The 26,037-nt window shown below is 40.6% G+C and carries 19 protein-coding genes and 2 pseudogenes; 14 read left to right on the plus strand and 7 right to left on the minus strand.

All coding sequences use genetic code 11. From position 1 onward, the window contains the following. The first annotated feature begins 500 nt into the window (after positions 1 to 500). The 4 genes and pseudogenes from WA279_RS13090 (at position 501) to WA279_RS13100 (ending at position 6,049) form a co-directional block, all read left to right on the plus strand. Positions 501 to 3,068: a helicase C-terminal domain-containing protein gene (locus WA279_RS13090; RefSeq protein ID WP_336155561.1), complete on the plus strand. Its 2,568-nt coding sequence runs from the start codon at positions 501 to 503 to the stop codon at positions 3,066 to 3,068. Positions 3,069 to 3,656: 588 nt separating this feature from the next. Beyond that, positions 3,657 to 4,120, plus strand: a pseudogene (locus WA279_RS13095) (tyrosine-type recombinase/integrase); the annotation flags it as partial. Between the two features lie 341 nt (positions 4,121 to 4,461). Beyond that, positions 4,462 to 4,604: pseudogene (locus tag WA279_RS20880) on the plus strand (hypothetical protein); the annotation flags it as partial. A gap of 548 nt (positions 4,605 to 5,152) precedes the next feature. Beyond that, complete coding sequence (locus tag WA279_RS13100; RefSeq protein WP_174747753.1) at positions 5,153 to 6,049, plus strand: hypothetical protein; 897 nt, start codon at positions 5,153 to 5,155, stop codon at positions 6,047 to 6,049. Between the two features lie 1,317 nt (positions 6,050 to 7,366). On the opposite strand, the gene gutR is transcribed toward WA279_RS13100, so the two are convergent. After that, entirely contained in the window at positions 7,367 to 9,874 is a 2,508-nt protein-coding gene (gutR, locus tag WA279_RS13105) for a glucitol operon transcriptional regulator GutR (protein WP_336155562.1), read from the minus strand. A 201-nt stretch (positions 9,875 to 10,075) separates the two neighbouring features. Here gutR and gutB point away from each other — a divergent pair, with 201 nt between their 5' ends. From gutB to WA279_RS13140, 7 genes are all read left to right on the plus strand, one after another. Then, positions 10,076 to 11,137 (plus strand): sorbitol dehydrogenase, encoded by a 1,062-nt coding sequence (gene gutB, locus WA279_RS13110; protein ID WP_336155563.1) that lies wholly within the window; start codon positions 10,076 to 10,078, stop codon positions 11,135 to 11,137. A gap of 73 nt (positions 11,138 to 11,210) precedes the next feature. Beyond that, the gene (locus tag WA279_RS13115; protein WP_336155565.1) at positions 11,211 to 12,602 is read left to right on the plus strand and encodes an MFS transporter; all 1,392 of its coding nucleotides are present in this window, start codon (positions 11,211 to 11,213) and stop codon (positions 12,600 to 12,602) included. Positions 12,603 to 12,696: 94 nt separating this feature from the next. Then, positions 12,697 to 13,659: a carbohydrate kinase family protein gene (locus tag WA279_RS13120; RefSeq protein ID WP_336155566.1), complete on the plus strand. Its 963-nt coding sequence runs from the start codon at positions 12,697 to 12,699 to the stop codon at positions 13,657 to 13,659. Positions 13,660 to 13,853: 194 nt separating this feature from the next. Further along, the gene (locus WA279_RS13125) at positions 13,854 to 14,537 is read left to right on the plus strand and encodes a PspA/IM30 family protein (protein ID WP_072173431.1); all 684 of its coding nucleotides are present in this window, start codon (positions 13,854 to 13,856) and stop codon (positions 14,535 to 14,537) included. A 65-nt stretch (positions 14,538 to 14,602) separates the two neighbouring features. After that, a complete protein-coding gene (locus tag WA279_RS13130; protein WP_032726741.1) occupies positions 14,603 to 15,628 on the plus strand; it encodes a TFIIB-type zinc ribbon-containing protein in 1,026 nt (341 codons plus the stop codon). Beyond that, entirely contained in the window at positions 15,628 to 16,392 is a 765-nt protein-coding gene (locus WA279_RS13135; RefSeq protein ID WP_029317393.1) for a TPM domain-containing protein, read from the plus strand. The genes WA279_RS13130 and WA279_RS13135 overlap by 1 nt, the downstream gene beginning before the upstream one ends. Positions 16,393 to 16,422: 30 nt before the next feature. Continuing rightward, entirely contained in the window at positions 16,423 to 17,394 is a 972-nt protein-coding gene (locus WA279_RS13140) for an SPFH domain-containing protein (RefSeq protein ID WP_003234032.1), read from the plus strand. Between the two features lie 46 nt (positions 17,395 to 17,440). On the opposite strand, the gene WA279_RS13145 is transcribed toward WA279_RS13140, so the two are convergent. Then, positions 17,441 to 18,466 carry a potassium channel family protein gene (locus WA279_RS13145; protein ID WP_336155568.1) on the minus strand — a complete coding sequence of 342 codons (1,026 nt, stop codon included), beginning with the start codon at positions 18,464 to 18,466 and terminating at the stop codon, positions 17,441 to 17,443. A gap of 582 nt (positions 18,467 to 19,048) precedes the next feature. Here WA279_RS13145 and iolT point away from each other — a divergent pair. After that, complete coding sequence (gene iolT / locus WA279_RS13150) at positions 19,049 to 20,470, plus strand: myo-inositol transporter IolT (protein WP_251188001.1); 1,422 nt, start codon at positions 19,049 to 19,051, stop codon at positions 20,468 to 20,470. 47 nt (positions 20,471 to 20,517) lie between these two features. Here the strand turns inward: iolT and bdhA are convergent, their stop codons facing one another. Next, a complete protein-coding gene (gene bdhA, locus WA279_RS13155) occupies positions 20,518 to 21,558 on the minus strand; it encodes a (R,R)-butanediol dehydrogenase (RefSeq protein WP_003234015.1) in 1,041 nt (346 codons plus the stop codon). A gap of 436 nt (positions 21,559 to 21,994) precedes the next feature. On the opposite strand from bdhA, the gene walM reads away from it, so the two are divergent. Both walM and WA279_RS13165 read left to right on the plus strand, forming a co-directional pair. Next, on the plus strand, positions 21,995 to 22,366 hold the full coding sequence (walM, locus tag WA279_RS13160) for a cell wall metabolism protein WalM (protein WP_003234013.1): 372 nt from the start codon (positions 21,995 to 21,997) through the stop codon (positions 22,364 to 22,366). 65 nt (positions 22,367 to 22,431) lie between these two features. Continuing rightward, positions 22,432 to 23,478 (plus strand): hypothetical protein, encoded by a 1,047-nt coding sequence (locus WA279_RS13165; RefSeq protein WP_336155571.1) that lies wholly within the window; start codon positions 22,432 to 22,434, stop codon positions 23,476 to 23,478. A 33-nt stretch (positions 23,479 to 23,511) separates the two neighbouring features. On the opposite strand, the gene WA279_RS13170 is transcribed toward WA279_RS13165, so the two are convergent. The 4 genes from WA279_RS13170 to WA279_RS13185 all read right to left on the minus strand — a co-directional run bounded on the left by WA279_RS13170 (position 23,512) and on the right by WA279_RS13185 (position 25,972). Further along, the gene (locus tag WA279_RS13170) at positions 23,512 to 23,670 is read right to left on the minus strand and encodes a hypothetical protein (protein ID WP_003243985.1); all 159 of its coding nucleotides are present in this window, start codon (positions 23,668 to 23,670) and stop codon (positions 23,512 to 23,514) included. A gap of 189 nt (positions 23,671 to 23,859) precedes the next feature. Then, positions 23,860 to 24,069 (minus strand): cold-shock protein, encoded by a 210-nt coding sequence (locus WA279_RS13175; protein ID WP_003234008.1) that lies wholly within the window; start codon positions 24,067 to 24,069, stop codon positions 23,860 to 23,862. A gap of 82 nt (positions 24,070 to 24,151) precedes the next feature. Then, positions 24,152 to 24,970, minus strand: a complete 819-nt coding sequence (locus WA279_RS13180) for an alpha/beta fold hydrolase (protein WP_336155573.1) — start codon at positions 24,968 to 24,970, stop codon at positions 24,152 to 24,154. Between the two features lie 12 nt (positions 24,971 to 24,982). Beyond that, the gene (locus WA279_RS13185; protein ID WP_336155575.1) at positions 24,983 to 25,972 is read right to left on the minus strand and encodes a DUF4003 domain-containing protein; all 990 of its coding nucleotides are present in this window, start codon (positions 25,970 to 25,972) and stop codon (positions 24,983 to 24,985) included. Between the last annotated feature and the right edge of the window lie 65 nt (positions 25,973 to 26,037).

Genomic DNA, 26,037 nt, shown 5'->3' on the forward strand with positions numbered 1-26,037 from the left:
ATGTTGAAGATGTAAAACATTCACACATTCGAGATTATCTATTATGATTCCATAAAAAGGGGAATGAACTTAGTGCAATTAACTCTAAAATTCAGCTTATTAGAGCTTTTTACAATTACTTGTTAGAGGAAAAAGTGGTGAAGGAGAATATTACCCTAAAGGTTAAGCAACAAAAGAAGATGTGAAAGTTGATGTGTTTACCGATAAACAGATATATCAGACGTTGGCTTATTATCGTTGTTTAAGAGGAAAGTAAAAGACATATTTTAGCTATATTGGTTACATGCTTATTTTATTGCTATTAGGAACAGGGAAACTCAAATAGTCTAATGTGGATATCGCTAATTTAAGTCTGAATGTATATGGAAAGAACGTAAGTATGAAACTGTCTTTTTAGTTTAGAAATATTTTTTGATGAATATCCACTTTTTTGTTACAATCGTTTGTAATTAGTATTTTATTCCTAATTTTATATGAGTTTGGTAAAGGGAGTGAAAGAGTTGAGTTTTTTTATTCCAGATGAAGAGAGTAGTAGCTATGAAAACACTATTGATTTATTTAATAAACTTGGTAAATTAGAAAGGCTCTCACATGAACAGGGAGAATCCCTAAAAGAATATGAAGAAAAAAGGGGGGGAATCTCTGACTTTGCTATAGAAATGCCAGCAGGTCATGGGAAGACCCTAGTTGGTGGCTTGATTGGAGAATTTAACAGGATAAATAATAATTGGAGAGTTGTTTATGCCTGTGCAACTAGGCAACTTGCAACGCAAACTAATAACCTACTAAAATCCTATGGTATTAGTTCGGTGTTATTAACTAGAAAAATAAGTGAATTTCCTCAAATCGATTTAGGAAAATACCAAAGGTCAGAAGCTATTTGTGTGACAACGTATAGTCACATTTTCAACATAAAGCCAAAATTTGATGATGCGAATATAATCATTTTCGATGATGCACATGCAACAGAGTACGCAATAAATGATTTCTGGTCGGTAAAAATTAACCGAATTGAACAAAAGGAAATATTTGAATCCTTAGTTGTTACATTAGGAGATAGCATTGCCCCACATATTAAGGATAAGTTAATACACGGTACTTATGACCCGCAACATGATGGGATTGATATAGTTTCATTTCCACAATGGTATAAAAAAACGGATGAAATAAGAAGTCTTTTGGATTCAAAAGTGAGCGACACCAATCTTTATTATCCTTGGAGTATGTTAAGAACTCATCTACACACATGTCAAATTTTTGTTTCATACATGAATATTGTAATTAAACCGATTATTCCACCTAATAAAAAACATCCTGCATTTATAAATGCTAAAGAGCGGGTTTATATGTCAGCTACACTTGGTGAAGCAGGAGAACTAGAGAGAATGCTTGGGGTACAAGACGTACATTATATTAGGAAGTTCCCTCGAACTTCAAATAAAGTTTCTGGTAGAAGATTAATACTGTTTCCAGAAGACCACTTTGAGGCTGAAGAATTATCTTCTGTAATAAAAGAAACACTTGAATCTCAAAATAGGAGTTTGATTCTAACTCCTTCATATAACGAATTGAAGAAAATAAAGGAAACATTAAAGGAGTTATTGCCCAATGATGAATTGTTGGATAATAATGACATTGAAGATGATTTAACTAAATTTACTTCTAAAGATAATACGATTTTAACATTAGCTGGTAGATATGAAGGAATCGATTTAAAAGACGAGGACTGTAGGTTACAAATCATGCACGAATTACCAGTAGCAATTAGTTTCGAAGAGAAATTTTTACAGGATCGACTAAATGCTACGGAATTATTGAAAAGTAAATTAGCTACTAGAATCATACAAGGATTGGGTCGATGTACAAGAAGTAAAAAAGATTATGCAGTTGTTCTTTTTACTGGAAAGTACGTAGGAAACTATCTGTTTAAAAATGAATTTAGAAAAGCCTTGCCTGCAGAAATTGATGCTGAAATAAACTTTGGATTCACACAAATAGACCATATAAAAGATAAACCGACTTGGCATAAATCATTGTCAGATTTTCTTAAACAGGGTGATGAATGGAGTCGAGTTGAAAGTTACTTGGAACGACAAACCAGTAGGTTAAGTAAAGAAAAAGAAGAAAATACTAAAACAGAAGCTACGACCAAACTAAATAATTCTGCAAGGAATGAGATAGACTATATTTACTCTTTGTGGGAAGAAGATTTTGATAATGCTCACATATCAGCTGATAAAGTTTTAAGTGAATTCTCACGAGTGACTGAACTTAAAGGTTATCGTGCTTGGTGGAACTACCTTATTGCGACAGTAGCGACCCTACAGGAAGATGATGAAAAAGTAAAAAAATATCTAAGCAAAAGTTTAGATGCTTCAAGTAATAAGGTATGGATAGACAAACGAATTATTGACTTAAATGAAAGTCCAGTGGAATTTAGCGATGAAATTGAAATACAAGTCGAACGTATTACAAATCTCCTTAAGTCATATGGTGATAGGGTTAACAAGTTTGATAAAGATTGGAGAAAATTAATAGACGGTTTAGGAGAAAAGGAATCAAAATTTTTTGAACCATCACTAAAATCATTAGGGACTTGTTTAGGTTTTTATGCGGATAAGCCCGAAGGTCATGGTGTTCCAGATGGCATTTGGAATTTAACTAACACTTGGTTATCTATTGAAGCTAAGACGAATGTTCAGGATATTTCAGGATTTATTCCGCTTGATGATATTAGACAGACGTTTGTCCATAGAAATTGGGTAAAGACAAGGTACACGCTTCAAGAAGATAATGATATTACCCTAATTATGATTTGCCCAAAGAACAAAATAGAAAGTTCGTCCGAGTACGCTTCTGAGGGTATCCATTTAGTTAATCCTCAAATTGTTATAAATGTTGCTCAATCTCTTGAGACAACATTAAGGGAAGGTCTACAAGTTCTAAAATATGGTGATGCAGATAGTATAAAAGCATTCATTGCAGAAAAATTAATTGAGAATGATTTGACAATGGAAGCAATTAAAGAGAGATTTACAGAAATTAAGTTGAAGGATATGGTAAATTAATCTTAATATACAGGGAAATGAATGGTTAGAAAGAATGTTCAGTCTTATTAAGCTAAGAGCGTTTCTGTTAAAAGCAGAACGCTTTTTCTTGTTGTGCTTACTGGTAGGTATTCAGAAGAAAGAGAGTACAAATACACACTCACAGACGTTCAGAATGGCTTATGGTGGAGGTTTTAAGAGACTACCCTAATTTTTAATTACCTCTTCCCCTCACTTTAATCTTAGATGAACTTAGTAATGATTCTGTGGGCATCTGCAAGCCTCATGTAAGGGTTGTTTGGCCGATGTATTGATATAATTCAGAAACCACTCTTATTCACAAATAAACATTCGTTAAATTTCCGTCACAACTCAATTAATCCGTGTGATTTAGTACGGTAAATTAATAAATGGATAGTAATAAACTGATGTTGTTCGAGGAATTATCGATATGGATTATGTTCCTCATTAAGTGTTATCAAAAGAATAGATGTCGCTCCTGTTTCGTGTCGTTATCGATAAGATTGGGAATACATCCCGCTCAAAATGAATGTAAAATAATACATAAAGGTATACATTCAGATTGTTGATGATAAAGGGGTCGTTAGCGTGACTAAAAAAGAACACTTAATTGATATACAAGCAATCAGAAGCAAGACGCAGATAAAGGATATAAAGTGGGCACTAAAGAGGCACTGTTCGGAAAAAGACTATATCCTATTCTTAATCGGAATCAATACAGGGTTGCGTGTGAGTGATATCTCGAATCTGAAAAAGGAATTTATCCTCAAGCGGAAATCAAAGAAACGGAAGGAGTTCCAAATTAGAAAAGCAAGACTAAGAAAGCTAGGACGATTAGTATCACTGCAATCTTTACTGAAGTGTATACATATGCCGCAGAACTTGACAGTGAGTGGCTATTCCCTTCTCGTAAAGGTGATAAGCCTATAAGCAAGATTCAAGCCTACAGACAGAATCAAAAGGCGGGGGATTTTGCAGGCATCGAGGCAACAGGAACTCATACAATGAGGAAGACATTCGGCTATCACTTCTATAAAAAGACAAACATTGTTGGGTATGGGGGGCGTATTTTCCACGCTTTCACATGGGTTATGAACGGTAGCTGGGGGAGGTTAGCCTCATCCACACATCATGAAAAATTCGAAATGACTCTTTATGCAATGAATACGTGGGGAAAAGTTTGAATTTCGGGAGAAAACAAATTATTTATTTACCACACAATATAGAGTTATACCGCCCATAATGATGGCTTATCAAATATAATTGGAGAAAAATACCATTCCCTATATTCACAAATAGTAATCACTATTTTACAATAGACAATGTATGAACTTATTGGGAAGTGGTAGTTGCCCAATACTTGTGAATGGAAAACGACATTATGCCTTGTTACCCAACTAAAGTTACTCGTTCTGTGCGCTTCAAAACGCAGGAAGTATTGCTGCTATGTTCCTAACAGCAGAAGCCGTTGTCACTGACAAGTCAGAAGAAAATGCTGGCGACGCCGACATGCCTGATATGGGCGGCATGATGTAATTAAATTAGGGTTTTAAAACTTTGTTATATCAACATCTAAATAGATAATATGCTTTTCTTGTCCTTAGATTTGTGCTGGTTTTCTAAAAATCGGGGCATATCACATGCAAGAACAGCTCCTGCTATAGGAGAAGGTCTTTCATCAGTTTGCTAAAACTGTAGGGAGGCCTTTTCTTCTATATTGGCGGTCATGTGAGCATAGATAACTGGCTGGTCCAGAAGATCAAGATGAGTATTTGGCTAAAAACATTTTTTGGGTGCTAAGCATGGATTGGAACCTATGAGTCAGCATGTACCAAAATGCGGATTACTTTTTAAAGATTGTTAAAGAAATATGGCTGGAAATATAGATATTTAACTTTCCATATTAAATTTAAATGTTGTTAAGATTTTGACATTTCTTGAATTTTTTAATATAATATAAATACATCATCCGAGGTCGGTTAAGACGCCTGCCTTCAAACGTGCCTTAGTGCACCCTTTAAAGCAGGAGGCGCATGTATCCAGTCATGCCGGATGTATGTATTTTTCTGTGGAGATGTATAATTATGGGCAATATGGTTATTAACATCAGCAAGGCCAGGAAGGAATTTAAGCAATTAATTGGACAAACTAATCATTTCTTAATCACTATATTAGTGGGCCTTGACGGGATTAAATCTGGGAATGTGACTTTGAGTTCTAGTTTTAGCACTAGTTGGAACCCGAAAAACGTCCAATCTTCAGCCTTGAGAAGCCGACATTTTGCAATAAAAGCAACTCTTGCATGGTGCGTAGATTCTTTAGATGGCTATTTTGTTATGTCTTGTCAGGAGCCAGGAGTGGTACAGGATTCTACCTTGATACATACAAGTTTGAATAAGCAAAGTATCTTTGGGAAATTCAAATCTTTTAACAGAAAATACCACGCAAAAATTTCTGCTATAGCTGTAGAAGTTGCTATGATCGAACTTGCCATTACTTGGCGTAACAGATTAGTTCACTTTAAATCTGATAATCGCATTTCACAGTCTAAGAGAAATTTGTTAGTAAATAGCAAGTCATATATCCAAACAGAGTATCAAGGTCTCGATATTGAAGATTTGTTAACTAATTATGATGGATATAAAAATCCTCCTCGCTTTAAAGAGGTTACGGCACTTATTCGCGCTATACATAAATATATTGAAATTCTCGATGCAGCAGTAATAGCAAATATCAACTACATGAGCTATTCAGAAGCGGTTATTAGACATTATATAAATGAAAAAGATGGGACATTAAAGGAAAAGCGAATTAATGATATTTGGTCGAGGGATCTTCAAACCACTCAAAGGAAATTAACCAATATCCTTTATAGTTATGGTTTTGAGGAATCTAGTGCCCCGAGTACGCGTGCATTTTCGCTTAATTCTAACAGCTCTTTAGTTACTTTAGGTGTTCAAAATGCAAGGAATTTGTTTTGATTATTTGTAATGACATCCAATTTGCTTTACTGGGTGTCATTTTTTTCTTTCTAATGAGAAACAATTACGTTAGTTAAAGCACATTTAAATGAGTGTATGATAAGGTTTTGAGGTAAACTTTTTTGTTTGCAAAATTTTTCTTTTGTTTGAGAGATAATAATTTACTTCCAGTCGATCCGCAAAAAAACGCTAATGCTCGAGATTTTTATAGACTAAGAAATCTTAGCCACCATAAAATATCTATTATTGAAAAAGGCTTTATCATGGATTATTAGCCTGGGGATATTCAACAATTAAATGGATACATCTGTTTACAGGCAAATTCAGACGTAAAGAGCTTTTAGAACATGAAGGAAAGTGGGATGACGAAAAAGAAGCAGAAATGGATATGATTATGAATAACCTTGTTGAGGATTTTCATAGTAAAATAGAAGATGCGAATTTGCTGCATTTAGATACTTTAAAAAGTGGCAATATTAGTTTCTCAGAAGTGAAAACCAAAAATTCAACTTAATGTTTTTCTTAAGTTTACAATATTTTAGAACCATCATGATGAAGAATAACGTACTCAAATCTTTTGCAGCGGGTCCGGTATCTATAGGTCCTAATATTATTAAAAATGTTTGGATTGTACTCTATTATATACTTGCTACAAATCTTGCTGTGACTCTTAGCTTGAATAGTAATTTTCATTTTCGAATATACAATACACTTGCTGGTTATTCTGTCTATGAAGAAGAAGCAAAAAAACTTGAACTATACTACCCACTCAACCCATCGTTGGCTTTGCTAATAACCAATTCAAACAATCGTAATAGCAATGAGTCTCATTTGATGTTCAAGAAAATGAAGTAACAAGGTATAATAATTTAATTTTTAATGCATCTGATGATATATACGCAAACGATGTGACTGTATTGCAAAACTTTACTAAGTAATAATGGCACTGTTTTTGCGTTAACGGAAGCTAGAGAGGAACAAATATAAGTTATCTATGACCACACCCTGACCACCAAGCATATTTACCAATGTTTTTTAGATTTTCATTAATTGAAAAAAGCCTGATAAATCAGGATGCTAGTAAATAACTTTATTTCCGTTTTCTTTATATTTAAAAGGTGGCTCGAAGTGTTCCTCTATGTTCATTATTACATAAACTTAAAAAAATCTCGGTGGAGGAGGATTTTTTGTATTCCATTTTATTCTTATGCTGTTATGAAATAAGATTGAAAGCAAACTTAGAGGATAAAGCAGTGATGACAGCAAGTAATGGTTTGTTAGAGCATTTGTCCTTAGATTGACCTTACATTTACAATACTACAATGTGATTTCACCATTTCCTTTTCCTTCAAGCACCATACCCAATCGTTCAACCTCCCCCCGAATCCCGATCGCAGGCTCCCAAGAATCAATCAAACGAATCGCCTTCTGATTAGATTCCATAGCTTCCGCATGATCTCCTTTACGGTACAACAACTGTGCCATCCCATAATAATAATAGATCAGCTCAACCTGATTGGCGTTATGTTTGTCATAGAGCATTTGCTCAAAGGCTTCTTCCGCTTTCTCAAACTGACCACTTTTCACGTAAGCGACACCCAGATTGAAATAGGCTTCTATCGTTTTTTCGCCGCCGTACGTGGAGCTGATTTCATTTGCGGCTTCGTATAATTGAATGGCTTCTTCATGATGACCTCTCGCAAAGCTTAAGTCACCGCGAACCAATAGAACTCTGTGTTGAATGGTAGGGGAAATCGGTTGATTTTCGATTTCGTTTAAAATGGTCTCTGCTTTTTCCTGTTGCCCAGCTTTTAAAAAAAGCCTTGCTTTGAGTGCGTGTCCCCAAACCTTTAGATCATAGGCATCGTGAGCGTCTGATTGTTCCAGAATCCTCAGCCCGGCTTCAATTTGCTGTAAGGCCCTGTCTAAATCATTGACTTCCATCAGAGCCCAGCCTGCTGTGTCGATTCGGAAGTACGCTTCTCGTGTGTGTTGGCCTAAGTGATGGGCGGCGTCGGCCGCTTTGTGTCCGTATTCGGTTCGCAAGGGCAGGTTGATTCTGCTTAGAAAATGGCTGATGCGGGTAATGAGTTCGATTAGGATTTCTTTTTGTTCAGTTTCACTTGCCCATTGGATGACCTTTAAGATGTTTGGCCATTCTTGTTTCATTTGATCTAAGTTCCGTCCCAGCAGGTAGCTCCAATAGATAGAGTTGGGCTGTTCCCGCTTTAAATGGGTTTCGGCATAATCAATATAATAGTGCGCCCAGCGATTGCGGGCTTCTTTTTCATATTCGTGCTGTTCGGACAAGTGCTGTTCTCCGTAAGCGACAACGGTTTGGTGCGCTAAGTATTGTGTCCTGCCTTGGCTTCGTTCCGGCTGAATCAGCGCATATGACCGCATTTGTTCCATAGCGTAATGAAAACGGCGGGCGTCTAATCCGGCTGCTGCCGCCAGGCTTTTTTCATCAGGCGGCTTGCTGAAAAAGCAAAGCGTCTGCCATAGCTTTCGTGTATCTTCGTTGCATCTGTCCCAGGTGCGGCCAAAGAGGAATTCAAACAATTCCAGCAGTGAGTAGCCTGCTTTTCCAAGCTCATGAATCAGCTGCTGAGCGGGTATGTCATCGTCTGACATATAGGCGATGCTGAGTGCCATGGCTTTCGGGTTTCCGGCAGTCGCTGAAATGAATTCGTTTTTCAGGTCAGAAGATAGATGTAGCAGCTGCTCCAGCTTTTCCCGTTTAAGTGGGAGGTTGCATGTTTGTAAGCAGCGGTGCACTTCTTGCTGAAAAAATTCAAGGGCATCTGTTTGGTCAAGACCGCTCAGCTGGATGGCCGCCATTTCTCCAAAGCTTTCCCGATAGGTTTGCTTTACGTTTTCCCGCGCTGTGAGGAGGACTTTCACACCTTGCGGAAGGCTTGTGATAAATTCGTGAATGTTACGTTCTGCGGTATCGATGCTGTCAACAATCAGCAGGATCGGTTTTTCTCTTGTGTAATTGGCTAACGCATTGCGGACGACGAATCGTTTTTCATTGATTGATTTATCGATTTGTTCTGTGCGTCCGAGCTGATAGGCGATCGTATTTAAAAAATCGCTAAAGCTCAATCCTTTCCAATCAGCGCTGACCCAAATGATGCTGTTGAATGCCGGCCAATCTGAAGTATCGTCGACACAGGAATAGGCGGCTTCAAGAGCGATTGTGGTTTTACCCATACCAGCCCAGCCGGTGATTAAACAGACTGGTGACGGAGAAAGCATCCATTGCCGTATCGCTTCCATATCAAAGCTGCGTCCGATAAAGCGTCCGGACCAGCGTGAGGGTAAATTATGCGTGATAGGCTGCTCTGTAAGCGCATTCGTTTCATGGCCGGGGATATCATGAAACAGCCGCTTTACCGCTTTTTCAATATCGTTATCACTCGGTGCCCCGAATGACCCGTCTTTTCTCAGCGTCTTCGCTTTTTTCAAACAAGACGCCGCCCAGACAGGCAAGGCGGGTTTGATGACTGGGATAGTGGTGGCTTCCAGCAAGTCGGTCAACCACTCGATATCCAAGTCGGTCTTTTTGAGAATGATCCAGATCATTCCGAACAGTTTTCCGTCGTCGATTCTCCCGGGAATATAGTTTGCCCCCATCTGTCCGATCCAGCTTTTGATCGTGTTTGGGGAGACTCCCAGCTGGAGTGCGATTTTATCTATGTAAGACTGTCCTGTTTTTTCGTTCTTTTTCCTTCTGACTTTATAATCAGGATGAAGTTTTAGCGTTTTGACGCCAGGTGCCAGCAGTTGTGCAAATTGTTTTCGGTTTTCAAGTTCAGCCATAAGCCTGCACCTCCTATTAGTACTATTTTATCAATCCAGCGTTTTTTGTATATGAAAAAATAAAAGTACAGTGCCGCTGTCCTTTTATACAGCAGAAAAGGCTGTTGAACGTGTTGAAAAGCAGATAAAATGGGGGCAGTAACAGAGAAAACAAAAATGTATGCACTTACATTTTATTTTCTAAAGAAAGGAACTTGCCAAATGACTCACACAGTACCTCAAAACATGAAAGCGGCTGTTATGCACAACACAAGAGAGATCAAAATTGAAACATTGCCTGTGCCTGATATCAATCATGATGAAGTGTTGATTAAGGTGATGGCTGTCGGAATTTGCGGATCTGATCTGCATTACTATACAAATGGCCGAATAGGCAACTATGTTGTGGAAAAACCATTTATCCTTGGGCATGAATGTGCGGGTGAAATTGCCGCTGTCGGATCATCTGTCGATCAATTCAAGGTGGGAGACCGCGTCGCTGTAGAGCCGGGTGTTACGTGCGGACGCTGTGAAGCGTGCAAAGAAGGGCGCTATAATCTTTGCCCGGATGTACAGTTTTTGGCTACACCGCCGGTAGACGGCGCGTTTGTCCAATATATTAAAATGCGTCAGGACTTTGTTTTTTTAATCCCAGACTCACTTTCTTATGAAGATGCTGCTTTGATCGAGCCGTTTTCTGTTGGCATCCATGCGGCGGCCAGAACGAAGCTACAGCCCGGATCAACGATTGCGATTATGGGGATGGGCCCTGTTGGGTTAATGGCTGTTGCCGCAGCTAAAGCATTTGGGGCAGGTACAATCATTGTCACCGACTTAGAGCCGCTGCGGTTAGAAGCTGCGAAAAAAATGGGAGCGACTCATATTATTAATATACGTGAACAGGATGCACTTGAAGAGATTAAAACGATCACGAATGATAAAGGCGTTGATGTTGCTTGGGAAACAGCAGGGAATCCAGCGGCATTGCAATCCGCACTGGCTTCTGTGCGCCGGGGCGGAAAATTGGCGATTGTCGGTTTGCCTTCACAGAACGAGATTCCGCTCAACGTGCCGTTTATTGCGGATAATGAGATTGATATTTACGGGATCTTCCGTTATGCCAATACGTATCCAAAGGGAATCGAATTTCTCGCTTCAGGCATTGTGGACACGAAGCATCTAGTAACGGACCAATATTCGCTGGAGCAGACACAAGAGGCGATGGAACGGGCGCTTCAATTTAAGAATGAATGTTTAAAAGTGATGGTGTATCCAAATCGCTGAGTGAACAGGGAGGATCTTCGTATTCTCCCTCTTATTTACTGGAAATGAAAACGGATTCTTGGGGTGGGAAATGATGATTGAAACAGAAAAAGTAACGGCAATGAAAGTGAAGCATCAGTCAAAATCCAGTACCGGACTGTCCTGGTTTGAACGAATCGGTTATGGATTCGGCGATATGTCGTATAATATTATCTTTCAGTTTGTAAACGCATACTTATTATTTTTTTATACAGACGTCGGCGGCATTCAGCCTGCGGTGATCGCAACTTTGTTTCTTGTTGTGCGTGTGCTGGATGCTATTTTTGACCCGATCATGGGATTGATTTTAGATAAAACGAATACAAGGTGGGGAAAAGCAAGACCATATTTGCTGTGGGTGGCATTTCCTTTTGCGCTATTCACATTCTTATGTTTCACGACGCCTCATTTCGGTGAGACCGGAAATATGGTCTATGCGTATGTCACTTATATTCTGCTTGGGATGTCCTTTAGTATGCAAACGATCCCGGTGAACAGCTTAACGGGGCGGATGACGAATTCTGTGGAGGAACGAACGGTTCTGACCACAACCCGGATGATTTTGGTGTATATCGGCATTCTTTTATCCATTTCCTGTGCGACACCGCTTGCAACTGCTATCGGAGGAGAGAATCAGGCGTTTGGATTTCAAATGACTGCGCTTATCTATGCGGCGGTCAGCATCGTTTTGAATCTATTCAGTTTCTTTACTGTGCGGGAGCGGATTCAGCCTAAAAAGAGAAAAAAACAAGGGATCAAAAAGACGTTATCCGTTTTATTCCGAAACAAACCCTTGCTTATGTTAATTTCATCATTTTTGGCTTTTGCGATCGGGTTTAATATTAAGCTCAGCACGATGGTGTATTATTTTACGTATAACGTCAACCATAAAGAGTTCGTATTTATGGGCACCGTTTTATTTTTCGGAGCAGCGCTGATCAGCAATTTGTTTATTCCTTTCTTTTCTGAGAAGTGGGGCAGAAAACAAGTCATGATCATCACGGCAGCTCTATCGCTTATTTCTTATGCCGGCCTGCATTTTACGCCGTATTCTTCAATTCCACTCATTTTCATTTGGCTTTTCGCTTCGGGATTTTTCACAACGCCTTTAAATACGCTTGCTTGGGGAATGGTTGCGGATTGTGTCGATTATGCGGAATGGAAAACCGGAATTCGCGCGGATGGTGTGGTGATTTCGAGCATGAGCTTTATTAATAAGCTGGGTGTTGCGTTAGCCGGGTCATTTTCGGCCATTTATTTAGGAATCGCCGGGTATGTGGCGAATACAGACCAGACAGTTGCGTCATTGAATGCGATTAAAAACATGAATGCTTTGATTCCGGGATTTTTCATTTTGCTTTCTATTATTCTTATCGCCTTCTATCCTTTAACGGAAAAAAGATATAAACACATCATCTCTGAGCTGGAGCAAAGGTCTGCGAGATAAATATATGTAAAATTGGTAATATTCAATATTGTATTTATGGCAGAAAGTAATATACTGAGACTGTAATCTAGACTTTATAAATGAGTGTGATAATATGCGTAGTCATTCTGTAGTTTGTATTGGGGAATTGTTGATTGATTTCTTTTGTACCGATGTTGACGTTGATTTAATGGTAGGGCGCCAATTCCTGAAAAGTGCCGGCGGGGCACCGGCGAATGTGTCGGCAGCAATTGCTAAGCTGGGCGGAGACGCCGCTTTCAGCGGAAAAGTAGGAAAGGATCCGTTTGGGTATTTTCTGAAGCAAACATTGGACGCTGTACATGTCGATACCTCTATGCTGGTGATGGATGAAAAAGCGCCTACAACGCTTGCTTTTGTTTCATTAAAACAAAATGGAGAGCGTGACTTTGTTTTTAATAGAGGCGCGGACGCTTTTTTTACGCTGGAGGATATTGACCAGGAAAAACTAAACGGAGCAAAAATCCTTCATTTCGGCTCTGCGACGGCACTGTTATCGGATCCGTTTTGCTCAGCCTATTTACGGCTGATGTCGATTGCGAAAGACAATGGACAGTTTATTTCGTTTGACCCTAACTACCGTGAAGATTTATGGAGGGGAAGAGTCTCAGAGTTTGTAAGTGTTGCGAAAAAAGCGATCGCTGTAAGTGATTTTGTGAAAGTCAGTGACGAGGAGCTTGAGATTATCAGCGGTGTGAAGGATCATGAAAAGGGAGTTGCGATCCTTCATGAGATCGGAGCCAACATTGTCGCTGTGACACTTGGGAAAAGCGGAACGCTTCTTTCCAATGGAAAAGACCGTGAAATCATTCCAAGCATTCCGGTGACATCAATTGACTCAACAGGGGCGGGAGATGCTTTTGTCGGTGCGGCTTTATATCAATTGGCAAACACGGATCAGATTCAATCTGTAGATGCTGATTTTGTGAAACTGCGTGAGATTGTGTCGTTTGCCAATAAGGTCGGAGCTCTTGTGTGCACTAAAATTGGAGCAATTGATGCACTGCCGAGCTTGGATGAGATTGAAGTTTCTTTGTAAACATTGAAGATGTTTCTTGAAAGTCTTTGGACTTTTGGAGGCATCTTTTTTTATTGCTTACATTTTTGTTCGGGTAAAAAGTTGTGTATTTTTTGTTTGAAATGTCATTTTTTATTAAAAAAGTGAAACTTTTAACGATAATAAATAGTATATGTAACAAGGGTTACCGAATTAGCTTTAGGAGGAACGATATAATGAGTATCATTGGAAGATTTAAAGATATTATGTCTGCGAATATCAATGCTTTATTGGACAAGGCTGAAAATCCGGAGAAAATGGTAGATCAATATTTAAGAAATATGAATAGCGATTTGGCTAAGGTTAAGGCAGAAACAGCAGCTGTTATGGCCGAGGAGCAGAGAGCAAAAAGAGAATATCACGAATGCCAGGCGGATATGGAAAAGATGGAAAGCTATGCAATGAAGGCGCTGCAAGCCGGGAATGAGAGCGATGCGAGAAAATTTCTTGAAAGAAAAACATCTTTGGAGTCAAAGCTTTCTGAGCTGCAGGCGGCGAATCAAATTGCTGCAACCAATGCCGCACAGATGAGAAAGATGCATGACAAATTGGTATCTGACATTGGAGAGCTGGAAGCACGTAAAAATATGATCAAGGCGAAGTGGGCAGTAGCGAAAACGCAAGAAAGAATGAACAAACTGGGCGCTTCTGTTTCAAGTACAAGCCAATCAATGTCTGCATTCGGCCGAATGGAGGACAAAGTAAATAAGGCACTTGATCAGGCCAATGCAATGGCTGAACTGAACAGCGCTCCGCAGGATGATATGGCTGATCTGACTGCAAAGTATGACACTGGCGGTTCAAGCCAGGTTGATGATGAACTTGCGGCGTTAAAAGCGAAAATGATGCTCGATAAGTAATACATAGGAGGCCGCAGCTCTCGGCTGCGGCGCCATTTTATCATAAGATGTGAGAGGGAACGGTAATGATAATATCTTATAAGTGTCCGAACTGCGGCAGTGATATGGCATTTGACAGTGAAACCGGCTCGTTATCCTGCAGCAGCTGCGGAAGACAGGACAATATTGAAAGCCTTCCGAAAGAAAACATTGCGGCACGGTTTTCTGATGATGAAGCAAAAGAATATCAATGTGAAAACTGCGGCGCCGTTTTGATCACGGAAGCTGAAACGACAGCAACGACGTGCAGCTTCTGCGGAGGTGCTGCAATACTTGCCGATCGTTTATCGGGACATTTGGCACCGGCGAAAGTCATCCCATTTACAATCAGCAAGCAAGAAGCCGAGCAGGCATTTCGAAAGTGGTGCAAAAAAGGCCTTCTGACACCAAGAGGTTTCATGTCTGCCGATCGCATTAAAAGCATCACCGGCATGTATATTCCGTTTTGGATGTTTGATTTAAATAGTGAAGTACAGGTGAGAGCAAACTGTACCAGGGTCCACCGGTATGAAGAAGGGGATTATATTTGCACGGAAACAGAGCACTTTGAAGCGTTTCGTGATATCAATCTCGATTATTTGAAAATCCCTGTCGATGCCTCTGAAAAAATGAAAGACGAATTAATGGACAAATTGGAGCCTTATTCATACGAAGAGCTGAAGGACTTTCAAACGGCATATTTGGCCGGTTATATTGCGGAAAAGTACAATTATACCGATGAGGAGCTTTTTCCGAGGGCAAAAGAGAAAATCAGCAGTTATATAGATTCATACATCCATTCTACTTTTTCCGGATATACGTCAGTCAATGTGAGGGAAAAACATATTCACACGAAAAACGTGAACAGCTTTTACGTTTTGCTTCCTGTTTGGATGGTCAGTTACGATTATGAAAGAGCGGAGCATATCTTTGCGATGAACGGGCAAACAGGAAAGGTTGTCGGAAAGCCGCCGATCAGTCGAGGAAAAGTGGCGGCATGGTTTAGCGGAATAGCAGGCGGGACATTTCTTGCGTTGAAGCTCGTCTCATTGATGATGGGAGGCGGATTTTGATGCGTGGATTTTTTGGGAAAGCGATCTTTGTTGTGTTGGCTGTTTTCATCATGATGCCTTTACTGGGTATCGAAGCGGCAAGAGCCTCTGAATCGCAGCAGCATGTGTACGATCGCGCTCATCTATTGTCAAAAGCGGAGATCGGAAAACTTGAATCTCTCTCGGCAGAGCTGGGTGCAAAGAGGGACACTGATTTCATCATTATTACGACCAAAAGCACAAACGGTGAAGATATTGCAGACTATACCGGCGATTTTTATGATCGTTACGGAAAAGGCAGTACAGCCATTCTGACCATTGATATGACAAACAGAGAAGTGTTTATCGCAGGCTTCAAAAAAGCCGAACAGTATTTGGACAACAGCAGGCTCAATAGCATCAGAAATACGATTTCATCTGATTTATCCAATGAAAATTATTTTGAAGCTTTTGAGACATATATTCAGCTTTCCTATAAAGATATGGGCATAAAACCGGGAGTAAACCCCGACAACATATTCTTTACATGGTGGTTTCAGCTGATTGCTGCCATTGCAGTCGGGGGAATTGCGGTTTCAATCATGCTTTATCATGCAGGCGGCAAAGTAACGGTTAATGGAAATACATATATGGATCAGCGTACGTCTGATGTGATTGATCAATACGACACTTATATTAGAACGACTGTAACAAGAGAAAGAAAACCATCAGATAAAGACAGCGGCAGCGATGGCGGTGTTACGAAAGGCGGCACGTCATACAGTGGGAGCCGGGGCAGTTTTTAAATGTAAGAAATAGAGAAAGGGAGAGGCGTAATGTCGTTTTTCAGAAATCAATTAGCGAATGTAGTAGAGTGGGAAGAATTTAGAGATGATATGATTTTTTATAAATGGAACAATCGTGAAATCAAAAAAGGGAGCCGTTTAATCATTCGTCCCGGACAGGATGCTGTCTTTTTGAACAATGGGCGGGTTGAAGGAGTCTTTCAAGATGATGGCGATTATGATATTGAATCAGAAATTATTCCATTCCTTTCAACGTTAAAGGGCTTTAAGTTTGGCTTTAACAGCGGCATGCGAGCTGAGGTGCTGTTTGTCAATACGAAGGAATTTACCGTAAGATGGGGAACAAAACAGGCGATAAATATTCCGGCAGCGGGAATGCCAGGCGGGATGCCCATTCGCGCAAACGGCACATTTAATTTCAAGGTGCAGGACTATATCAGCCTGATTGATAAAATCGCTGGCGTGAAAGATCAATATTTTGTAGAGGATATTAAAACCCGTATCATTTCTATTCTGGATCAGCTTCTCATGAAGTGGATCACAAGAGAAGGGAAAGATATGTTTAATCTTCAAGCAAACGCTTTTGATATTGCCAAGGGAATTCAAGAGGACTTAGATATGCAATTAATAAGCGACGGGATGACGGTCACTGGTTTTCAAATCATGAGCTTTAATTATCCTCAAGAGGTTCAAGATATGATTACAAAGAACGCTTCCTACGGTATGGTTGGGGATGTGAACAGATACCAGCAAATATCAATGACGGATGGAATGGCATCCGGAAAGATGAGCGGAGGCGGAGCGGCTTCGGATATGGCTGGAATGATGATGGGGATGAATATGGCCAATCAGATGATGAACCAAATGAATCAAAATCAGCAGGCACAGTCATCAGGCCCACAGTCAACTGGCAGCGGAAGCAAACCGAATTTCTGTCCAAACTGCGGAACAAAAACGGGCGAAGCCAATTTTTGTCCGAATTGCGGCCAGAAGCTTGTGTAAGACTCATACAGTGAAAAGTCCGGAGTGATCAGCACTCGGGACTTTTTTATTTAGGAGAATAAGCGTTACCTATTGCTTGCTCCTGAACTGGCCATTTTCGAGCCCCCGCTTGGACAATTCCCAGCAGCAATTGACGACGTTCCTTTATTGAATTGACGGCAATTTGAAATGTTTGCTTTGATAAAGCCGGTATGCCTGATTGTTGAAGCTTTGAGATGTCTGGTTCCGGCGGCGCTTGTTCTGCAGGATGGATATAGGCAGTATGAACGGTATCCAGATAGTTTTTGATACTTGAGCGCGCTTCTTTGATATGAAGCTGATTCGGCTGATATTGTTCAGGAATTCCGTATTTGAAAATGGTTAGAGCCTCATCCAATACAGCAACAGCTATAATGGATGATTCCTGATGCTGCGTGCTGTGGTAAAAATGAAGGATGGGGAAGGCGTTATGCTGAGCGGTCAGCTTTCCCAGCTCTGATGAGGCGGCGACAAGAAGAAAATCAATGTCGTGAAAGTCTTTGCCATTCCATGCATTATGGACGATTTCTGTTCCGTCATGCCCTAGACTTAATACACTTTGGGCAAAGGAGCGTTTTTGATTAACCGCACTCAAGACGGAAATCAAATACGTGACAGAAAACGTGATGGTAAGCAGTCCTTGAGCTGTTTCAATAATCGTGACAAGCTTCCATGGGCCTCCGTTCGGAGCGAGGTCGCCATTTCCTAATGTAAACATGACATAGCCGGAAAAATAAATTCGGTCTGACCAGGAAGCCGGTTCTTTTGATTGAGTTTCCATAAGTGAGTGAGGGTCACTCGAGTAAATTAAAACCCACCCGCCCCAAAACAGACTGATCCATATCACTAATGTCAGGCATAACAGCAGAGGACCAGCCATACTTAGAACCTTTGCGTGGTCACCGCTGATTCTGCGGCAGCCCTTCCAAAGCCAGGCAGACAGGCATCTTGTGATCGGGCCTGCACCGCTCTCTAACCATAACGTGGTCCATAAAAAATCAATCATCCCCGCTGTCAATAATAAAAGGCCTGCAATGATATAACCCTCATTCATTTTGGTTGCCTCCCTTAAGTCAGCCTTCTTTTATTTTCTTCTCTATTTCCTTTTATCCTGAGTCTGAAACAATTGAGCGAATGTTTGATTTTACAGAGAAAAATAGGTGGAGTTACCCAACACTTACTCATTTATCGGTATGAACAGAAAATCACAGGATTTTTGACTTGATTCACACATTTTCATGAAGAAAAACGTTCATTTTCCCCTTGAATTGGTGATTTTTCTTTTATAGAGTAAAAAATTTTCAGAAATTTATATTGACTGAAAGCGTTTTTATAATTATGATAATATCAGATATAACAAAAATGTCACTATAACATCACTACAATTGAACTATTAAGTGACTAATAAATACCAAATAAACAAGGCTATGCACAAAGAAATGACCATTGTTCTTTTAGTGAGAAATGAAATCGCTTCCATTGGGACTGACATGCTAAGAAGAAGGGAAGGTTATGAGGTTATTGGATAAAAACATGAACAACTATTTCTGAAGCCTGCTTACGAAATGTGAGGAAGGCAGCAGCCCTGGAATAAGTTTTTGACATACGCATTTTGAAAAAGACTGGGGGAAACAGTATGAATAAACAAGGCAATCAAATGTCATTTTTACGTACAATTATTTTAGTCTCCACTTTTGGCGGGCTTCTTTTTGGCTATGATACCGGTGTGCTCAATGGAGCTTTGCCGTATATGGGAGAGCCGGATCAGCTTAATCTCAATGCCTTCACAGAGGGCCTTGTCACCAGTTCACTTCTTTTTGGAGCCGCGCTAGGTGCTGTGTTTGGCGGCAGGATGTCTGATTTTAACGGCCGCCGCAAAAATATTTTGTTCCTCGCTGTTATATTTTTTATTTCAACGATCGGGTGTACGTTTGCACCAAATGTTACGGTCATGATTATTTCCCGTTTTGTGCTTGGTATTGCGGTCGGGGGTGCATCCGTAACGGTGCCTGCCTATTTAGCAGAGATGTCTCCTGTGGAAAGCAGGGGACGGATGGTGACGCAGAACGAATTGATGATTGTATCAGGACAGCTTTTGGCCTTTGTTTTTAATGCGATCCTTGGAACAACAATGGGAGACAACTCCCATGTGTGGAGGTTTATGCTGGTCATTGCGTCACTTCCAGCCGTGTTCCTGTTTTTCGGCATGATCAGAATGCCCGAGAGTCCCCGCTGGCTTGTTTCTAAAGGAAGAAAAGAAGATGCTTTGCGTGTATTGAAAAAAATCAGGGATGAAAAGCGGGCAGCAGCTGAGCTGCAAGAAATTGAATTCGCTTTCAAAAAAGAAGATCAGCTTGAAAAAGCGACGTTTAAAGATCTTTCAGTCCCATGGGTGCGCCGTATTGTATTTATTGGATTAGGGATTGCGATTGTACAGCAAATTACAGGTGTTAATTCGATTATGTATTATGGGACTGAAATTCTAAGAAACTCTGGTTTCCAAACGGAAGCCGCTTTAATCGGAAACATTGCGAATGGCGTAATTTCAGTATTGGCAACATTCGTCGGAATCTGGCTGCTGGGAAGAGTGGGGCGCCGGCCGATGCTGATGACGGGCTTGATCGGTACGACAACAGCATTATTGCTAATCGGGATATTCTCACTTGTACTTGAAGGATCACCGGCACTTCCATATGTAGTCCTTTCATTAACGGTCACATTTCTTGCTTTTCAGCAGGGCGCCATTTCACCAGTGACTTGGCTGATGCTATCTGAAATTTTCCCGCTTCGCCTTCGCGGACTGGGAATGGGTGTCACGGTATTCTGTCTGTGGATGGTGAATTTTGCAGTCAGTTTCACTTTCCCGATATTGCTGGCCGCCATCGGGCTGTCCACAACGTTCTTTATCTTCGTTGGATTAGGCATTTGCTCTGTCCTGTTTGTGAAGAAGTTTTTACCGGAAACGAAAGGACTTTCGCTTGAGCAGCTGGAGGAAAACTTCCGTGCTTATGATCACGGCGGGGCCAAGACAGATTCTGGCGCTGAAGTGATTGGATAAAATAAAAAAAGAATCCGCATACGAGCGCGGATTCTTTTTTATGCTGATTAGTTAGGTCTGACAAGGATTTTGACTTGGCTTTTCTCTTTAATAAGAGCCCCGAAGCCTTCCTCAATCAAATCATCTAGCACGATTTTTTTCGTTACAAGTTTGTCGGCTGAGAAATAGCCTTCTTTCATTAATGACAATACAGCCGGGAAGATGTCGCGGTATCCGATAATTCCTTTTACTGTACGTTCCTTGATGACGATATCGTTCGGATGAATTTCAGCACCTTTTTCCCAAATGCTGACGATGACTGTTTCACCGGCAATTGTAGTGGACTGGATGGCTTGTCGCAACACCACTGGGACACCAGTGACTTCAAATGCTACGTCAACTCCGCCTCCTGTACGTTCTGCAATCTCAGCGACTACATCGTCTGTTTTAGACGGATCAACGATGATCGCGCCAAGCTCCTCAGCTTTTTGCTGGCGTTCAGGAGAAAGCTCAACAGCGTAAATATCAGTTGCACCGGCAGCCTTCAGCGCTTCAATGACAAGAAGTCCGATCGGGCCGCAGCCGAATACAGCCGCTTTGTCGCCTGCTTTGAGTTTGCTTGAGCGGACAGCGTATAGAGCAACTGCAGAAGGTTCAACGAGCGCGCCTTGTTCATATGATAATTCATCAGGAAGTTTGAACAAAAGCTCTTCATCTACAGAGACGTATTCAGAGAAACCGCCGCCTCCGCCGGCTAAGCCGAGGAATCCCATTTGTTCATCAAGGTTGTAGGCGCCTTGGTGGCCGTGTGTAGCAAAAATCGGCTCGACTACGACGCGGTCTCCAACTTTATAATTTTCAACGCCTTCTCCGACTTCGACAACTTCACCGGAGAATTCATGCCCCATTGTGACAGGTGCCGTTTCATTTGTTAATGGGTGCGGTTTGTCAACCGGAATAAAGATCGGGCCGCCCAGATATTCGTGTAAATCACTTCCGCAGATGCCGCACCATTTGACTTTGATCTTTACTTTTCCCGGCTCCGTTTTTGGCTCTTCGATATGTTCAATACGGATATCCTTTTGGTTATGCCATCTTGCTGCCTTCATGGATTACCACTCCTATAACTTTTGATGTGAGTAATTCCGCACCGGTCAATATGAACTGTTCACAAAATCGCCATTTTTAAAACCAAAAAAGAAATGAAATTTTTATATAATATAATCTACGTTTTTTTGAAAAAAGAAACTTTGAAGAAAAAAGGGTCTCGCACACTCTTTTTTCTTTATATGAGAGTATCAATCGTTTACATAGCTATGAATTTGGTTTGAACAATACGGTAATGGTTCGTTCATATTGAATGCGACAACTACTCTATCAATAATTATAACGCTAATACCGCTATTATAATAGGATAATCTTCCATGGTTTAATTTAGCAGAGGTAACTTTTTGACTTTGTAACATTACTGTAAGGATATTGAAATAAAAAATAGCTGGTTGATCGTGTATAATCTTCCTAGATGTTAACAAACAGGGGGACGAAATGTTGAAGAAAGTCATTTTAGCCGCTTTTATCTTAGTAGGAAGTACTTTGGGAGCTTTTAGTTTTTCATCAGATGCCAGTGCGAAACATGTGAACGGAAATATTACTTGGTATAATGGAGTCGGGAAAAAAGGCTCTTCAGGTAAGAAACTTGGACATTGGGATTGTGCGACCAAAATCGGATTTGATGTTCCTAGAAACGGGACAAAAATCAGAGCTTATGCAAAAGCGAAGCCTAAAAAGGTGATTACGGTTTATAAAAATGATGTTGGCAGAATGCCTAATGCGGTGCTGGATGTAAGCCCTAAAGCGTTTAAAGCGCTTGGATACCCATTAAGCAAAGGTAAGGTAGCGGGGCATTACAGCTATTAATGTACATATATAATCTGGAAAGCAAGAAGTCACATTCTTGCTTTTTCTATTGGTGGAGATAAAAGATGAAAAAAAGAATCATATTATTGTTAGCAGTGATAATAGCGGCAGCTGCCGCGGGGGTTGCGTTTTATGTTACAAAGGATAAAGGCCATGAGAAGGCTGCTGATGTTTCAGTCAATACCGAAAGCGGTGATGAGCTGCTGGTTTCAATTACAGATACGGATCTGCTGACAAAGTATTATGAAAATGACAAGGTGATCCATGAGGAGAAGCTGACCAGCTATCCGGCATTTGCCTTGGATCAAAAACAGCAGGTGCTCTATTATACGGGCAATAATGAACAGAATGAAATGAGGCTTTTTAAACTGGATCTAAAGTCTAATAAAAAGACGGTGCTTTATAAAGGCGCGGAGAGTGCGGACAGTTTGTTTTTATCAAAGGACCGTTCAACCATCTATTTCCGCTTAGGAAAAGCGGACGAAAGCAATTTTCGGATCGCCGCTTTTGATCTAAAAACGAAAAAGTACAAAAATCTTTATCCTGCCGCTAATGATCAAGATGACACCGTCAGCAGCTTCTTTTATAACCAAAAAAACGATTCATTTGCATTGCTTCATTATTCTGTAGAAGAAGACTACAAGAAAACTGATGAAGCAAACGAAAAGGGGATCGACCCCGAACCGACAACGATTCATTTTGCGGAAGGCCGCCAAAATAAATTTAATGAGCTGAAAAGCCTGAACCAATTTATCAGCGATATTGCTGTTTCTGATGATGATAAACGTATTTTATTCACATCATATACGCAGAAAGGAACGGAGCAAACCGCTTCTATTCAAATGCTCAATGCGGATACGAAAAAATATGAAAGCATCATCTCAAATCAAAAATCATTTAAGCTGTTAATTGACGCACAGCCTCAGTTTTCTAAGGATGGGAAGAACATTTATTTTCTTGCCGAAGCCAAGGGGGCTAAAAAGCTGAAGGACGAAACAGGTCGTGAAGCTAAGGTGCGGACGATTTATTCCTATAGCCTTGAAAATAAGACCTTCAAAAAAGTATGGGAAAATCCGAACGGCATCATCAACAGCTTTTCTGTGATTAACTAATAAAAACCACTCGGCATGAGCTGAGTGGCTTTTTTAATGGATGAGGTGCAGGGCTAATGATCCGAGCCATTTAAAGATATGAATCAGAGGTACCGACAAAAACAGAAGTTCAACATATGAGTTCATTGCAACATTCAGCTTTTTGAACGCAGCTCTTTTTTTCAAGTCTTTTTGCTGCTGGTTTGAGATCACGTTATCCCTCCTCTTATAACCATATTATACCATTAAAACAGACAAAAAAGCCCTAAACGTTTACAGTTTTGGGCTTCTTTCTTCGTATTTGGCCTCTTGCAATAAGAGGCTTTTATTCTGAAATATAGAATTTTGTCTCCGTTCGGGGTTTGTTTGCTTGCAGGAGACTGCATTTGTTATAGGGAAGAACTAGCTTGTTTTCGTTTGGCTGTTGTTTTGGAGATTCACTAATGAACGGATGCCGTCGACCATTTTACTTCCGCACAAAGGGCACAATGGCGTATCACTGCTGGCGAAGTTTTTTCGGGTCCAGCCATTACAGTCTTCTTTTGTGCATTCCCAAGTACTCACATCTTCTTTTGGCAGCGGTTCTTGATTTCGTTTGTTATAGTAAGACATAAAGTCACTTCTTCCCTCATGTATTTTACTGCACATTTCTTATTGTCTCATACTTTTCCCTAATCTCCTAATTCCTTTTTCTTTATGACTTTCCAATAACCCCATCTAAAAAGGAGAGGAGTGTGCTGTTAAAAGCATCTGGCTCTTCTAAAAACGGGCAATGGCTGCTTTTAGAAAAGGTAACGAGTGTCGCGTTTGGAATATTGCTGCGCAAGTGTTCTCCAGCTGCTGTAGAGAAAAATTTCTTGTCTTCCCCGAAGCACAACAATGTCGGCACATTGATGTTTTGGAGGGTGCCCCGGTAATCAGCGGCCGTTTGGTTAAATAAAATCGTGCTAGAAATGGCAGCCGGCTGTTTGAGGATTTCTGCCAGCATCCATTCTGTTTCGGTCTCGGCAGGCGGTTCTGCGAACATATTCTGGATGAAGCTTCCGTAGAAAGGCAGCGGGTCAGTTTGAATGGCGTGCATCGCTGTTTTTAAGCCGTCAAAATCAAATGGACCGTGTTCCCAGCCCTCCCATTGATAGTCGGAAGCGGATTGATCGATGATCACAGCGGCTTGAATGTTATTATCATTCCCAAACTGATTGAGATAATCCCATACGACAAAAGCGCCCATTGACCAGCCGGCAAGAACGACATGGTCAAGCTCCATTGCATTTAGAAATTCCCTTATGTCACGGGCATATTGGGAAATGGTGTGCCCATGAAGCACTTTGTCAGATTCGCCGTGTCCTCTAAGATCAAGACGAATACATTGATAATTGGCAGAAAGAGCCGAAAATTGTTTGTGGAAAAATTGTCCGCTCATCAGCACCCCATGTATAAACAGGATCGGCGTCCCGCTCCCGTGTGTTTCATAGTAAAGGCGTGTGTGATCTTCTAATATGATGTATGGCATGTTTCTCCTCCTTTAGTTTCCATCATGAATATGGCTGGCTGCTGTTGAGCTGATGATGGCAGCTGTCACGGCTGCCTGCTGCGCTTGAATGGCTGTTTCAATAGCGGTGTATAGTCCTGATTCCATCAGCAGATTTTTCTCCATATGCTCACTGAGATAGAGGCTGACAGCAATTTTAAAATTCATTTCCTTTTGCCATTTAAAAGCTTTTTCCTGGTTTAATTCGTCAGTGATGCACAAAACGGTTTTGATATCTGGCTCTTCCAGAAATGTGAGGAGAGCAAGGTCTGGATAATGATAATCCTTTGGTTTTTTGACAGATTCAGTGATTGATTGATATATCTGTTTGCAAGCGGAAACCAGCATTTCGGGCTCTTTTTCACTTTGCAAGGCCAGAATATGGCTGACCTGATGTAAGTACTGTCCTTTTTTAAAGCCGTTGGCTGCCAGCAGCTGATAGCATGTTTCCGCCTTCTGTAGCGCCTGCAAACCTTTTCCGTTTTCTCCAAGCAGTACGGCAAGCGGAACATTCTGAGTTGAAGTGAGGAAATAATGATTTTTCTTCATCTGCTGATAAACTGCTAGCCCCATGTTCATCTGTTCTTTTTGGTTTGTCGTTTCAGATTTGCCGGTGAGCAAGATCAGAGCGGAAAGGTATGTGAACATATCCCGCTTATACCCTAGCTTCACCATTTCATTGTATACATCGATAAAAGTATGAAATGTTTGTTTTGCCTTATGCTGAAAATGAATGTCCAGAATAGATGCAACAGTAAAGCGGTGGTGTGAATTGAGTGTTGAGAAGCTGCCGATGTTTGATTTGATATCGCTGCTCAAATCATAAAAGCGCTGAAAATCAAACTCTCTTTTATTCACAATATATGCAGAAGAAATGAGCATTAATATCTGATCGTGTGAAACTTTCCATTTTAATTTTGATTTTAATTCAGCATAAATGGAAATGTATTGCTTTATTTTTTCATGTAGGTCGTGTGTCAGCATAAAAAGCAGCTCCTTTTTGCTGTTTTTACGTAATACGATAAATAGGGCCGAAGGTTTCATAAAGA

The sequence above is a fragment of the Bacillus sp. 204(2023) genome (assembly GCF_037027505.1).
Taxonomy (GTDB): Bacteria; Bacillota; Bacilli; order Bacillales; family Bacillaceae; genus Bacillus; species Bacillus subtilis.